Genomic DNA, 14,772 nt, shown 5'->3' on the forward strand with positions numbered 1-14,772 from the left:
CGCATGATGATGAGTCACCTCCCGAGTGCCACCTATCGGTTCCAGTTTCACCAGCACTTCACCTTCGCTCACGCGAAGGTGCTGGTGCCTTATTTGGCGCGGTTAGGGATCAGTCATGTCTATGCGTCACCCATCTTCCGTGCTGCTCCCGGAAGCATGCATGGTTATGATGTCTCCGATCATAACGAGCTGAACCCTGAACTCGGCACGCGGGAGGATTTTGAGGCACTATCTGCGGAACTGCAGAGTCATGGTCTTGGCTTCATCTTGGATTTTGTGCCTAACCACATGGGTATCGAGCATGCGCTGAACCCGTGGTGGCGTGATGTGCTGGAAAGTGGTCCCGCATCTCCTTATGCCAAATACTTTGACATCGACTGGCAGCCGCTGAAACGCGAACTGGAGAACAAGGTGCTGCTGCCTGTGCTGGGTGAGCAGTATGGAGCCACCTTGGAAAGCGGTGGCTTTCAGATCGAGTTCGAGGGAGGTGACTTCGTGGTGCGGCATGGCTCGATGACACTGCCGCTCAATCCCCTGACGCTGCAGCCGCTGCTGCGCGAGGTGGCACAGCAGCTTTCACCAGCTCCGCCGGAAATCGAGAGCATCATCACCTCCATCGACCATCTGCCACTGAGCACGGAAACGGCTCCGGAACGTGTGGCCGAGAGAGTGCGTGAGCGGCAAATCATTCGCGAGAGGCTGCAACGACTGTGCACCGAGATGCCGCCAGTGCTTGATGCCCTGCAGCAAAGGGTGGCAGCCTGGAATGACCGTGCAGATCCTATGTATGCCGACCGGCTGGATCAGCTGTTGAGCGCGCAGCCCTACCGCCTCAGTTCCTGGAGAGTGGCAGGTGAGGAGATCAACTACCGCCGCTTCTTTGATGTGAACACGCTGGCGGCCATTCGCATGGAGCTCCCGGAGGTTTTTGATGCGACGCACCGGCTGTTGTTTGAGTTAATGGATGCGGGCCATGTCACCGGTGTGCGCATTGATCATATCGATGGTCTGGCGGCACCTCAGGATTATCTCATGCGGCTGCGTGAGCGCGGTGGCGCGGACCTTTATCTGCTGGTGGAGAAGATCCTGGGACCAGATGAAAAGCTGCGTGCCACCTGGCCAGTGCACGGCACCACGGGTTACGAGTTTGCGAACCAACTGGTGCAGCTTCTGGTGCCCCCGGCGGGAGTCACTGATATCAGTGTCATCTATGATCGTTTCCTGAGTTTCAGGCTGGATTATCGTGAAGTGATTTATCGCAGCAAGAAGGTGGTCATGCAGTCATTGCTGGCCAGTGAGACGAATGTCCTGGGCCAGCTGCTTAACCGCATTTCGGAGAGCCATCGATGGTATCGTGACTTCACCGTGAATGCACTCACGGCGGTGGTGCGCGAGGTGATCGCCTGCTTTCCGGTTTACCGAACCTACCTTGAGCCCGACCAGCCGGTGACGGAGTCAGACGTGCTCATCATCAGGCGCGCGGTGAATCTGGCGCGGCGGCGAAATCGCGCGATGGAGCGGACGGTGTTTGAGTTCCTGCGAGATGTGCTGCTGCCGCCGAAGGACAATGCGCATCCTGTGGATGAAGAACTGCGTCGCTTCTTCGTGCAGAAGTTTCAGCAATGCACGGGGCCCATCACCGCGAAGGGTGTGGAAGACACGGCTTTTTATGTCTTCAACCGGCTGGTGGCGCTGAATGAAGTCGGTGGCGAGCCTGCGGCGACGGGCCTGACGCTGGAAGCCTTTCATCGGCAGAATGCAGCAAGACAAGCGGAGCTTCCTCACACGATGCTGGCCACCTCCACGCATGACACGAAGCGAAGTGAAGATGTGCGCGCACGTCTGGCCGCGATCGCCGAGCTTCCGGAAGAATGGGGGCGTGCCGTGAAGCGCTGGCAGGTGATGAACCGCAAGCATAGGCAGGACTTCGAAGGCGAAACTGCGCCGGATGCCAACGAGGAGTATCTGCTCTATCAAACGCTCCTTGGTGCCTGGCCGCTCGAAGGTCTTCACGATGGCAACCGGGAGGAGTTCATCCAGCGCATCCAGGACTATATGGTGAAGGCCCTGCATGAGGCCAAGGTGAACAGCAGTTGGTTAGAACCGAATGCCGCGTGGGATGATGCGGTGAAGAGCTTTGTCGCAGCCTTGCTTGCTCCAGGCAGGAAGAACCGCTTCCCCCAGAGCATCTCTCCGCTGGCGGAGCGCCTGGCGCAGCTGGGCATGGTGAACTCTCTCACGCAGACCGTGCTGAAGCTCACTTGTCCCGGCGTGCCGGACATCTATCAGGGCAGCGAGCTTTGGGACTTCAGTCTGGTGGATCCGGACAACCGCCGGCCTGTGGACTATGAGAAGCGTCAACAGGCTCTGGATGGCATCGCGCATGCGACACCCGGGGAGATGCTGGAGCACTGGCAGGATGGACGGATCAAGATGTTCATCATTCACAGCCTGCTGACTCTGCGCAGGGCGCGGCCGGAACTTTTCGCGAAAGGTGGTTACACGGGCCTGGCAGCCACGGGCATCTGGACGGACAAGGTGGTGGCGTTTGAGCGGCGCATTGAAGGTTCTTCAATGGTCGTTATCGTGCCGCGTCATGTCTCGGAACTCGGCTGGCCGCCCCTGGGCCAAGCATGGCATGACACGCAGCTCAGCCTGGCCACCGCCGCGCCGTGGCGGGATGTTTTCACGGGGCGCGAACATGCGGGCGCTGCTGTGTCGCTGAGCGAGCTCTTTGCGGAGCTGCCGTTCGCTGTCCTGCTGGCGTAAGACATCATTTCTGCGGACTATCGCAAGACACGGCGGATGGCTTCGATGAGCTGCGATGCCTGAATGGGCTTAACTAAATGTTCGACAAATCCTGCGTCGTGGCTGCGGCGCAGGTCTTCATCCATACCGTAGCCGCTCATGGCGATGCCTGGCACTTTGTGAAGAGTGCGAACTTGCTTCATGACCTCATGTCCAGTGCCGTCGGGCAGCCCCAGATCACTGATCAGCACATCAAAGGCTTCCGATTTCGCGATGGCAACAGCGCTGGCGACGTTCGGAGCGGAGAGCACCGTGAATCCGGCACGTGTCAGAAGCCGGCTGAGCATGCGGGCTGTGTCGGCGTTGTCCTCGACCAGGAGCAGTCGGAGAGATGGAAGGGGTGGCGCGGCGTCCGGGAGGGTGAGACGGATGCGGGCTGTGGCAGTCAGTAACTTGCCCGGAATCTGGATAAGAAAGGTGGCACCCTCTCCGGCACCTGCGCTTTCGGCGTGTATGGAGCCGCCATGGAGATCCATGAGCGCCTTGCAGATGGCCAGGCCCAGCCCCAAGCCACCAAACTGGCGGGTGATGCCGCTGCCTCCCTGCTCGAACGCATTGAAGACGTGTGGCAGGACTTCCGGCGGGATACCAGCGCCACTATCCTGGATACGGACCTCGCAGATATCGTCCTTCGTCCGCGTGGTGCTGATCTGAATGCGGCCATTCATCGGGGTGAACTTGATGGCATTTTTCAGCACATTCCACAGCACTTGGCGGAAACGCGCAGGATCCGCGCTGATCACGCCCGCCTTCGGATCCAAGGACATGTCCAAGGTGAGGCCTTGCTCCTGCACCTGGGAACGGCAGATCTCACAGACGTCACGCACGATCTCGTTCAGATGCACAAGCTCGCTGTTCAAGGTGAGTTTGCCGGTGGTGATGCGGCTAAGATCGAGAAGGTCATCAATGAGCTTCGTTTCGAGCTCGATGTTCCGTTTGATCATGGCGAGCTCCTCACGCGCCTCGGCGGGGAGGCCGCTGTCCTGCTCCAGGGCAGCCACCGCCAGCAAAGCGGGAGTGAGAGGCGTGCGTAACTCGTGACTGAGGACGGCGAGAAACCGATCCTTGCTCTTGTTCGCCAGTTCCGCTGCCTCTTTGGCCTCCAGGAGTGACTGCGCGGCGAGATCTCTCTCCATGGCGATCGCGACCAACGAGGTGCCAAACTCCACGAGCCGCTGTTCCCATTGAGTCGGGGAGCGTGCCTCATCGAGACAGAGCATGACGGAGGCGAAGGCCTCGCCATTCGTGTTGAGCACGGGAGCTGAGCGGCAGGCTTTGATGCCATGCGAGAGGCACAATTCACGCCACAGCGGTGACCAGCGGGTCTCGTTGGCAATGTCCGCGCAGGTCACTTGGGTGCTGGAGAAAACAGCATCTCCGCAGGTGCCCATGGATTCCTCCTCTATGGGCGCATCTCGAAGCGCCTGGCCAAAAGACGGCATCAAGGTGGGAGCGATGGAGCGATGGAATTTCTTCCGCGCGGCATCTGCCAACAGAACACAGGCGCGGGAGCGTGGACTCAGGCGTGTGACAGCATTGCAAAGGTTGGCCAGGCATTCATCCAAGGGCCGGCCTTTGGCGATGGTCTCGAGCAGGTGTTTTTGCTCGAGCATCAGAAGCTCGGTGCGCTTGCGATCCGTGATGTCGCGAATGGTGGCCAGCGAGCCGATGGACGAGCCTGCCGGATCCTGCAAAGGTGTCACCGAGGACTCGACATGGATCGTCTCCCCATTGCGCTTCACATGCCTGGTCTCACCACGCCAGCAGACTCCGTCTGTAAGGGCTTTCGTAGCGGCGTCCTCATCAGCAGGACTGCTCCATTCACCGGTCCACAATTCATTCAAATGACGGCCCAGAGCCTCGGAAGCGGTGATGCCATACTGCCGCTCGGCGGCATAGTTCAGGTAGGTGACATGCTGGTCATTGTCCACCGCTACCACGGCATCACTGATCTGGGAGAGGATGTCTCCGCGAAATTGGTTAGACTCGGCCTCGGTCCCTTGCAGGGTGAAGATCTGCGCCCCGGAGTGCCCTTCCACCACCAAGGCATCCACCTCGCCGTTGCGAATGGCGTTCAGTGTCTCCTCCGCTTCCCGGAGCCGTGTGCGGAGCTCTGCATTGTCTGCGTAGAGGCGCGCCGTCTCGGCTGTTTCAGACAAAATCTGGTCAGAGGGGGGCATCACTGTTGGCCGCTTTAAGTTCCGGCCTTCTTCACATCAAGGCCCACAAGGATACGTTCCGTCTGGGACATGTCGCCAATGAAACGACGCAAAGGTTCAGGCAATTGTTTGATCAGAGTAGGAGCGGCTACGATCTGCTCGGCCACAGCGATCTCGGGGTGCTTGGACACGTCCACGACTTCGAGTTCATATCTGCCTGCGAGATTCTCCTCGCAGATCTTGCGGATGTTGACGATCGCGCGGTTCGACAGGACCGACTGGCCTGTGACAAACAACCGGAGGACATAGCGGGATGGATCAGGCTCTTTCATCGAGGTGGAGGCGTTCAGGCCGCAGTTGGTTGCACATCAAGGCCGACGAGGACGCGCTCCTCATTGGAAAGGTCTCCGATGATCTTTTTGATGGGTTCTGGAAGCCGGCGCACCAGGGTGGGCACGGCGAGGATCTGGTCTCCAGCAGCGAGCTGCGGAGTCTTCAGAAGGTCGATGACTTCGATGCGGTATTCACCCGCAAGGTGGGTTTCGCAGATCTGCTTGAGGTTCGCCAGTGCCGCGTTGGACTTGGCCGTCTGGCCAGCGACGTAAAGCCGCAGGTCAAAGGCGGGACGTTTGGAAGATCGGGCAGTCGTGCTCATGACTTGGCGGCTGGTTTGGATGACTTGGTGATGACTCCTCCGCGCAAAGCAGCCTGTGTCTGGGCGCTTTTCTGAGCAGTCTGCTGACGCAAAAGCTCCTGGGCGATGGTGAACTTGAGCTCTGTCTCCTCATCCTCCGCCTCGGCCTGCAGGATGGCAATCTGGGTCTGGATGGCCTTCCGCTTGCTGGCGATCTGTCGCTCCTTGCGCTGTTGACTTTGCTTCGCCAGGTCCAGCGCGGCGCGTGCCCTTTCCTGCTGGCTGATGCGCGCGCTGCCGGTGAGCACGCGGTCTTCGTCCACATACACCTCGACGAGGTCAATGCCCTTGTCCGTGAGGACAAATTCACGGACTTGATTGGAGTGGGGGATGCCGCGTGCCTTGAGGGTGTAGATGGTGCGGTTCCGCTCGCCATTGTATTCCACATTTCGCAGCAGCAGCCAGGCATCCATGAGGGAGGAAACACCCACCTGGGAGTCTTCCGGTGCCGTGGTGGATGCGCCACCGGTGGTGAGGCTGGTGAAGATGGCGGTGATGTTTTCCTGCTTCAGAAAGTCAATCAGGCGCATGAGGGTGGCGCGCACCTCCGAGTCATCCCGGTCGAGAGTGAGGTTCGTGATCGGGTCCACCGCCACCACGTCAGGATGGAATCTCTGCACCATGTCATGCATGAGCACGAGATGCTGCTCCAGGCCATGCAGGGTGGGGCGTGAGGCATGGATCTCCAGAAGGCCTTTTTTCACCCACGGCTCGAGGTCGATGCCGATGGAGCGCATGTTTCGGACGATCTGTTCTGCTGACTCTTCATAGGCGAAGAGCAGCGCGCGCTCACCGCGCTGGCAGGCGGCCTCCACGAACCTGGCGGAGATGCTGCTCTTGCCTGTGCCGGCGGTGCCTGAAACCAGGATGCTGCTGCCGCGGAAGAAGCCCTTTCCGCCCAGCATCTCGTCCAGCTTCGGGATGCCGGTGGAGACACGCTCCCTGGACGCGAAGTGGTCCAGCTGGAGTGAGGTGATGGGCAGCACGGAGAAGCCGCGCTCACCGATGAGAAAGGGATACTCATTCATCCCATGCGCGGTGCCGCGATACTTCAGCACACGCAGACGGCGCGTGGAGATCTGGCCCTGGACGCGGTGGTCCAGCACGATGACGCAGTCAGCCACATACTCCTCCAAGCCATGACGGGTGAGGCTGGACTCCCCCTTCTCACCGGTGATGAGGGCGGTCACACCGCGATCCTTCAGCCAGCGGAAGAGGCGGCGCAGTTCAGCGCGGAGGATGGCATGGTTAGGCAGCCCTGAAAACAGCGCTTCCAATGTGTCGAGCACCACGCGCTTCGCGCCAATGGAGTCGATCGCGTGCCCGAGGCGGATGAAGAGTCCCTGCAGATCATACTCACCGGTCTCCTCGAACTCGGAGCGGTCGATGTGCACGTGGTCGAGCACGATCTTTTTCTGCTTGCTGAGCTTGTCGAGATCAAAGCCTAGGGAGCGGACGTTCGCCGTGAGCTCGGCGGCGTTTTCCTCAAACATGATGAACACACCTGGCTCATCAAACTGGGTGGCACCACGGACCAGGAACTCCAGGGCCAGCATGGTCTTGCCGCACCCTGCTCCGCCGCAGACCAGGGTGGGACGTCCGGCGGGCAGACCGCCTTGAGTGATTTCATCCAGTCCTTGGATGCCGGTGGCGGCTTTTGGCAGGGTAACAACTTTGGGGGCGACGGCTTTGGGCGAACTAACTTTCTTTGCTTTCATGGATTCTAAGACAACTTTACGACGTAGCTTTTTCCTAGGCTGGCATCTTTTTCACGAGGCGGGAGATAGCTTGTTGCAGGGCCGCGAACTCGATAGGCTTGGTGAGATGCTCAGTGAAGCCTGCCTGGCGGCTGCGCTCGAGGTCATCATCCATGCCAAAGCCGCTCATGGCGATGGCGGCGGGAGGTTGCCCGCGCATGGTGGTGAGCTGCTCCAGCAGTTCGGTTCCGCGGCCATCGGGCAGGCCGATGTCTGAGATGAGCACCTCAAAGTCATACTCGCGTGCCACGGCCAGCGCTTCGGTGATGCTCCCTGCGGTCCGGATCTTGTAACCGCGGCGCTCGAGCAGACGTGTGAGGGTGGTCAGGGTGTCGTGATGATCTTCCACCACCAGGAGACGCACGCCGGGAGGGGGGGCAGGTTCTGTTTTCTGCACCTCGCTCGGCTGGCTGTCGGACGAAGTCTGGATCAGTTGAATGGTGAAGGTGGAGCCTTGGTTCATCCCCTCGCTGCGCACAAAGATATCTCCGCTGTGCATCTGCACGAGTGCCTTGCAGATGGCCAGACCGAGGCCCAGGCCGGTCTGGGAATGATGCGCGCCCTGTTCGAAAGCATCGAAGATGCGGTCCACCTTGTCAGGGGCGATGCCGACGCCTTGATCTGCAATCTCAACGACAACGAGCGAGCCGGGATCCGAGGTGCGAGTGCGGATTTCGATGACACTCCCATCCGGACTGAACTTCGCGGCATTAGTGAGCAGGTTCCAGAACACCTGCTGGAGACGGGCGAAGTCACCTCTCACCTGGGCTCCGGAAGCCTCGAGTTTTTCCACGACCTGGATGCGGCGTGCGGTGAGTTCCGACTGGCATATTTTTATGGCCTGTCTCAACACTTCATGGATCTCCACGGGTTGAAGCTCAAGACGAAGCTTGCCATTGCGAATGCGTGCAAGGTCCAGCAGGTCATCAATGAGCCGGGCCTCCAGACGTACATTGCGCTGGATGGTGGCGATGTGCTCGCGAATGGCAGGCGGGCATTCGATCTCCTCCAGCAGCGTGACCGCGTGCACGATGGGTGAAAGCGGGGTGCGCAGCTCATGGGAGAGCATGGCGAGGAAGCGGTCCTTCGCCGCATTCGCCTCCTCCGCCTCGGCCTGGGCGGATTCTGCACGGATGCGGCGTTCCCGTTCCTCAGCTTCGCGCAGGAGCGCCTCGTTGCGGGCGGCCAGCTCTGTGTTGGCGATCCGCAAGGCATCTTCAGCCGCCTGCGCGGTACGATTCATGGCGGCGAGAGCCCGGGTCTTCCTGAAAAGATCCACGAAGACGTTCACCTTGGAGCGCAGGACCTGCGGGTTGATGGGCTTTGTCAGGTAGTCAACAGCACCCACATCATAGCCGAGCACGGCATGCTCATCCTCACGGTAGTGAGCCGTGAGGAAGATGATGGGAATGTGCTGCGTGCGCCGGCGCTCCTTGATCATCTGGGCCAGCTCGAACCCCGTCATGCCGGGCATCTGAATGTCCAGGATGAGCAGTGCAAACTCCTCCGCGACGAGTGCCAGCAGCGCCGCCTCCGCAGACTCCGCACGCACCAGCCGGTAGTCTGGATCATCGAGCAATGACTCAAGCACCCGGAGATTTTTGGGCTCGTCGTCCACGATCAAGATGTTGATGGAAGGATCCATGCTCAGCGGTGATGGGCGTACTTGGAAATCGTCAAAAGGGGAAGAGGATTTTGCGGCGTTTGAAGAGGATTTGTCTAGTGGTCGATCAGGTCTGATTTCACCCGGGGATTGCGTTGGAGATTTTTGTCCACGATGGCGGCGATGATGATGAGGAAGGCGAAGAGACGGATGAGATATAGATAAGAGTCGTCTTCGTGGGCTTGTGAGAAAGCCACGAGCAGCCCGCGGTTCAATCCGAGGATGCCGAAGGCCAGTGCAAAGAGCAGAAAGAGCCGGTCACGGGTCTGCTTCCAGTATCTCAGGAAAAAGATCCCGGCGATGATGAAGGCTGTGGAGATGGCACCTTGGAGAAACGAGTCCATAAGAGTGGCGGATGTTACTTTTTGTCCTCCCAAATCATGCCATAGAGAAGCATGGCAAGGCCGACGAGGGCGATGTGCCGGCGCCAGGGAATGTCCTCCGAGGTGGCCCAGATGGTGCGATCTAAAAGCAGGAGAAGATTTTCAAAAGTCAGGACGGAAAAACACAGGCCGCTCCAGAACAAAAGGCGGAAACCGGAACGCCTGAAACCACGGAACAGCAGCACCGTGCAGAGCAGGGCCGTGAGAGCGCATAAGAAGTAGATGAGCGGGGCCATGGAAGCGGGCTTATCTGGGTTTGCGGATGCGGAAGGCATCGGCAAATGCCTGGGGTTCTGTGGGCCGGGAGTAGATCATGCGGATGAGTGAGACGGGGCGCTCCCGATCAAGATCGGCGAGTTTGCGCATCATGACGGCGAGCTCCTCCCGCTGAGGCGCATAGCTGTAGCAACCATCCTGATCAGGCTGGATGAAGCCCCTGGCATGGAGGTCGGTGAAGACGGTATGGACGACAGGCGGTGGCAACCGCAAACGACCCACGACCTCCGACTCCTGCCACCGGCGCTCCGGGTCATCATGCAGCAGCAACACCACGCGGAAGTGATCGACCGAATGAATGTTGGCATGAATGAAGCCACGTGCCTGTTCAATGGGGTCGGATTCATCCATTTGTCGTTAGGTGGGGGGAGTTGGCTACCATGCTTAACGGAAGAGCCAGACGCGCATCAGTGAGAGGAGCTGGTCGGTGTTCACGGGTTTGGCGATGTAGTCGCTCGCGCCGGCATCGAGGCATTTTTCGCGGTCGCCCTTCATGGCTTTCGCGGTGAGGGCGAGGATGGGCAGGGTACGGAAGGCAGGGTTCCTGCGGATCTCCCGCATGGTCTCGTAGCCGTCCATGTCAGGCATCATGATGTCCATGAGGACGATGCTGAGGTCTGGTGTGCTCTGGATGATCTCGATGGCGCTGCGGCCATTGGTGGTGCTGAGGATGTCCATCTCCTGGTTCTCGAGCAGGGAGGTGAGAGCGAAGATATTGCGCGCGTCATCATCGACGATGAGCACCTTGCGGTGGCGGAGGACCTCGCCGGAGTTATGGAGACGCTCCAGCATGGCCTGTTTCTCCGGTGGAAGGTCGGTGACCACGCGATGAAGGAAGAGAGCCGTCTCATCCAGCAGACGCTCAGGCGAACGCACATCTTTGAGCACGATGCTTTTGGCCATCGTCTTGAGCTTGATTTGCTCCTCCGTGCTGAGATCCTTGCCGGTGAAGACGACGACCGGTAGCTCGGCGAGCTTTGGATTGGCGTGCATCTTCTCCAGCAACTCAAAGCCTGTCATGTCCGGGAGGCGGAGATCAAGCACCACGCAGTCGAAGTGCATGCTTTCCATGGTCCCCAAGGCCTCGGCCCCTGTGGCGCTGGCGGAAACCTCAATGTCCTTGTAACCGAGGAGCTCGATGATGGACTGGCGCTCGATTTCATTGTCCTCGACGATAAGAAGGCGCTTCGTGCGAGGAGCGGTGAAGGTCTTAATGCGGTCAAAGGCGGCTTCAAGACCCGTGGTGGTGGGTTCCTTGACCAGATAGGCGAAGGCACCGTGAGACAGGCCGTGATGGCGCTCCTCCTCCAGGGTGACAATCTGCACGGGGATGTGGCGGGTGAACGGATCCAGCTTCAGCTGGTTCAGCACGGTCCAGCCGAGCATGTCCGGCAGGAAGATGTCCAGCGAGATGGCGGAGGGACGGAACTGCCGCGCGAGAGAAAGTCCGAGCGCCCCTTTGTTCGCCACAATACCACGGAATCCCTTGTCGCGTGCGAGGCCGAGCAAGACGCGCGCGTAGTGCGGATCATCCTCAATGACCAGGAGTATCGGATCGTTTTCCTCGATGACATTGCGGTCGTCCTCAATGTGCTCCTCACGCGAGACCGGAATGACCATGGGAGGTCTGGCGGTATCAATGGAAGTGCTCTTCGGCGCGGCGCGCAGATTGTCCGGACCTGAGTAGTGAAGAGGCAGATAGAGTGTGAAGGTGCTGCCCTGGCCATGCACGCTGATGAGCTTAATCTCACCACCGAGCAAGAGGGCAAGCTCGCGGCTGATGGCGAGGCCGAGACCGGTGCCGCCGTATTTGCGCGAGGTGCCGGCATCCGCCTGCTGGAAGGCTTCAAAGATGAGGCGCTGCTTCTCCGGTGCGATGCCAATGCCTGTATCCTGAACGGCGAAGGCCACGACCTGCGGCGCCTTGCTGAGCACGGGGTGATCGGCGCTCCAGCCCTGGGAGACGACATCTACCCTAACCTCCACCTGGCCATGGGCGGTGAACTTAACCGCATTGGAGAGGAGGTTTTTGAGGATCTGCTGGAGACGCTTCGGATCGCTGTCCATGGTGGGCGGCAGGCCGTCTGAGAAGCGCACGTTGAAGGGCAGGTTCTTGGCCTCGGCGACGTGACGGAAGTTGCGGTCGATGTTCTCGCGCAGACCTGAGAAGGTGATCTCCTCGATTTCCACGGTGACTGTGCCGGACTCGATCTTGGAAAGGTCGAGAATGTCGTTGATGAGGTGCAGCAGGTCGGAGCCGGAAGAGTTGATGTTGCGGGAGAACTCGACCTGTTTCGGGACGAGGTTCCCTGGAGCATTTTCCGCGAGTTGCTGGCTGAGAATGAGGATGGAGTTCAGCGGAGTGCGCAGCTCGTGGGACATGTTTGCCAGGAACTCGGACTTGTACTTGGAGGTGAGGGCAAGCTCGGCAGCCTGCTCTTCCAGGGCTCGACGTGCCTGCTCCACTTCCGCGTTCTTGCGTTCCACCTCGGCATTCTGCTCGGCGAGGAGACGAGCCTTCGTGCCGAGCTCTTCGTTCGTTTGCTGGAGCTCGGTTTGACGATTCTGAAGCTCCACGGTGAGCTGCTGGGACTGGGTGAGCAGACCCTCCGTTCTCATCGTGGCCTCGATGGTGTTAAACACGGCGCCGATGCTGAGAGTGAGCTGCTCCAGGAAGGTGAGGTTCACCACGGTCAATGGATGCAGCGAGGCGAGTTCGATGACGGCTTTCGTCTGACCTTCAAAGAGCACGGGCAGCACAATGATGTTCATCGGCTTGGTCTCCCCAAGGCTCGAGGAGATGAGGAAATCCGAAGGCACATCGGTGAGCAGAATGCGCTGCTTCTCAACGGCGCACTGGCCTGCCAGGCCTTCGCCGAGACGGAGTGACTTGGAGAGCTTCTTGCCGCCATGCGCATAGCTGGAGAGCAGCTTCAGGCGTGTGTCGCCGGGGCTGCCGGTCAGATGGTAGATGGTGCCTTGATGTGCATTGACCAGAGGGGCGAGCTCGGACAGCAACATCTGGCCCACGGTATTGAGCTCGCGCTGGCCCTGGAACATGCCGGTGAATTTGGCGAGGTTCGTCTTCAGCCAGTCCTGCTCACGGTTACGCTCCGTGGTCTCACGGAGGTTGGAGATCATCGTGTTCAGGTTTTCCTTCAGCTCGGCCACCTCACCACGTGTCTCCACTTGGATGGATCGAGTCAGGTCACCTTTCGTCACAGCCGTGGCCACCTCAGCGATGGCGCGCACCTGGGTGGTTAGGTTCGCCGCGAGGAGGTTGACGTTACCGGTGAGGTCTTTCCAAGTTCCCGCAGCACCGGGCACGTTCGCCTGACCGCCGAGACGGCCTTCCACACCCACCTCGCGAGCCACGTTCGTCACCTGATCCGCAAAGGTGGCGAGCGTGTCTGTCATGTTGTTGATGGTGTCACCGAGAGCGGCCACCTCACCCTTCGCTTGCACGGTGAGTCGTTGCGTGAGGTTGCCATTCGCCACGGCGGTCACGACCTTCACAATGCCGCGGACCTGGTCCGTGAGATTGGAGGCCATGAAGTTCACACTATCGGTCAGGTCTTTCCAGGTTCCGGCCACGCCGGGCACCTGGGCCTGGCCGCCGAGCTTGCCTTCCGTACCCACTTCACGAGCCACGCGTGTTACCTCACCGGCGAAGCCGTTGAGCTGGTCCACCATGGTGTTGATGGTGTTTTTCAGTTCCAGGATCTCACCTTTCACTTCCACGGTGATCTTGCGGTTCAAGTCACCACGAGCCACGGCCGTGGTCACCTCGGCGATGTTACGCACCTGCGTGGTCAGATTGTTGGCTAGGCCGTTCACGGTGTCCGTGAGGTCCTTCCAGGTTCCCGCCACACCGGGCACAGCGGCCTGACCGCCGAGACGACCCTCGGTGCCCACCTCACGGGCCACGCGCGTCACTTCAGAGGCGAAGGAGCGGAGCTGCTCCACCATGGTGTTGATGGTTTCCTTGAGCTGGAGAATCTCACCACGCACGTCCACGGTGATCTTCTTGGAAAGGTCACCATTCGCCACGGCGATGGTCACCTCGGCGATGTTACGCACCTGACCGGTGAGGTTGGAGGCCATGGAGTTCACGTTGTCCGTGAGATCCTTCCAGGTTCCTGCGACACCGGGCACGATGGCCTGGCCGCCGAGCTTGCCTTCGGTGCCCACTTCACGGGCCACGCGGGTCACTTCCGAGGCGAACGCGGAGAGCTGGTCCACCATGGTGTTCATGGTTTCCTTGAGCTGAAGGATCTCGCCCTTCACGTCCACGGTGATCTTGCGGCTGAGATCGCCTCGCGCGATGGCGGTGGCCACGTCTGCGATGTTTCGCACCTGGCCAGTGAGATTGGAGGCCATGGAGTTCACGTTGTCCGTGAGATCCTTCCAAGTGCCAGCGACTCCGGGCACCTGGGCCTGACCGCCGAGCTTGCCGTCCGTGCCCACCTCACGAGCCACGCGACTCACTTCCGCCGCGAAGGAGCGGAGCTGGTCCACCATGGTGTTGATGGTTTCCTTCACTTCCAGAATCTCCCCACGCACGTCCGCAGTGATCTTTTTGGACAAGTCACCGTTCGCCACGGCGATGGTCACCTCGGCGATGTTACGCACCTGGCCGGTGAGGTTGTTCGCCATGAAGTTCACACTATCGGTTAGGTCTTTCCAGGTGCCGGCCACGCCACCGACCTGGGCTTGACCCCCGAGCTTGCCCTCCGTACCCACTTCACGGGCCACGCGGGTCACTTCGGAAGAGAAGCCGTTCAACTGGTCCACCATGGTGTTCATGGTTTCCTTGAGCTGGAGAATCTCACCTTTCACCTCCACGGTGATCTTGCGGGAAAGGTCACCTTTCGCGATGGCGGTCGCCACTTCAGCGATGTTACGCACCTGACCGGTGAGGTTGGAGGCCATGAAGTTCACGTTGTCCGTGAGGTCCTTCCAGGTTCCGGCCACACCGGGCACCTGCGCCTGACCCCCGAGCTTGCCTTCCGTGCCCACTTCACGAGCCACA

10 protein-coding genes are annotated in these 14,772 nt (G+C 60.0%); 1 reads left to right on the plus strand and 9 read right to left on the minus strand.

The annotated features are described in order from the left end of the window. The first annotated feature begins 3 nt into the window (after nt 1-3). Nucleotides 4-2,769 (plus strand): malto-oligosyltrehalose synthase, encoded by a 2,766-nt coding sequence (gene treY, locus BGE01nite_RS21755; protein WP_146853643.1) that lies wholly within the window; start codon nt 4-6, stop codon nt 2,767-2,769. A gap of 17 nt (nt 2,770-2,786) precedes the next feature. Here the strand turns inward: treY and BGE01nite_RS21760 are convergent, their stop codons facing one another. The 9 genes from BGE01nite_RS21760 to BGE01nite_RS21800 all read right to left on the minus strand — a co-directional run. Then, a complete protein-coding gene (locus BGE01nite_RS21760; RefSeq protein ID WP_146853645.1) occupies nt 2,787-4,988 on the minus strand; it encodes a PAS domain-containing hybrid sensor histidine kinase/response regulator in 2,202 nt (733 codons plus the stop codon). 14 nt (nt 4,989-5,002) lie between these two features. After that, nucleotides 5,003-5,299 (minus strand): circadian clock KaiB family protein, encoded by a 297-nt coding sequence (locus tag BGE01nite_RS21765; RefSeq protein ID WP_146853647.1) that lies wholly within the window; start codon nt 5,297-5,299, stop codon nt 5,003-5,005. Between the two features lie 14 nt (nt 5,300-5,313). Next, complete coding sequence (locus tag BGE01nite_RS21770) at nt 5,314-5,622, minus strand: circadian clock KaiB family protein (RefSeq protein ID WP_146853649.1); 309 nt, start codon at nt 5,620-5,622, stop codon at nt 5,314-5,316. Then, nucleotides 5,619-7,379, minus strand: a complete 1,761-nt coding sequence (gene kaiC, locus BGE01nite_RS21775; RefSeq protein WP_146853651.1) for a circadian clock protein KaiC — start codon at nt 7,377-7,379, stop codon at nt 5,619-5,621. Before kaiC ends, BGE01nite_RS21770 begins: the two co-directional genes overlap by 4 nt. A 34-nt stretch (nt 7,380-7,413) precedes the next feature. Further along, the gene (locus BGE01nite_RS21780; RefSeq protein WP_146853653.1) at nt 7,414-9,063 is read right to left on the minus strand and encodes a response regulator; all 1,650 of its coding nucleotides are present in this window, start codon (nt 9,061-9,063) and stop codon (nt 7,414-7,416) included. A gap of 74 nt (nt 9,064-9,137) precedes the next feature. Next, nucleotides 9,138-9,425, minus strand: a complete 288-nt coding sequence (locus BGE01nite_RS21785; RefSeq protein WP_146853655.1) for a DUF5985 family protein — start codon at nt 9,423-9,425, stop codon at nt 9,138-9,140. A 14-nt stretch (nt 9,426-9,439) separates the two neighbouring features. Next, nucleotides 9,440-9,700 (minus strand): DUF5985 family protein, encoded by a 261-nt coding sequence (locus BGE01nite_RS21790; protein WP_146853657.1) that lies wholly within the window; start codon nt 9,698-9,700, stop codon nt 9,440-9,442. Nucleotides 9,701-9,710: 10 nt separating this feature from the next. Next, nucleotides 9,711-10,091: a hypothetical protein gene (locus BGE01nite_RS21795; protein WP_146853659.1), complete on the minus strand. Its 381-nt coding sequence runs from the start codon at nt 10,089-10,091 to the stop codon at nt 9,711-9,713. A gap of 33 nt (nt 10,092-10,124) precedes the next feature. Continuing rightward, on the minus strand, nt 10,125-14,772 hold a 4,648-nt coding region (locus tag BGE01nite_RS21800; protein ID WP_146853661.1), incomplete at its 5' end, for a HAMP domain-containing protein.

Origin of the sequence: Prosthecobacter gellanilyticus (assembly GCF_007992435.1) — a bacterium.
Taxonomy (GTDB): domain Bacteria; phylum Verrucomicrobiota; class Verrucomicrobiia; order Verrucomicrobiales; family Verrucomicrobiaceae; genus Prosthecobacter; species Prosthecobacter gellanilyticus.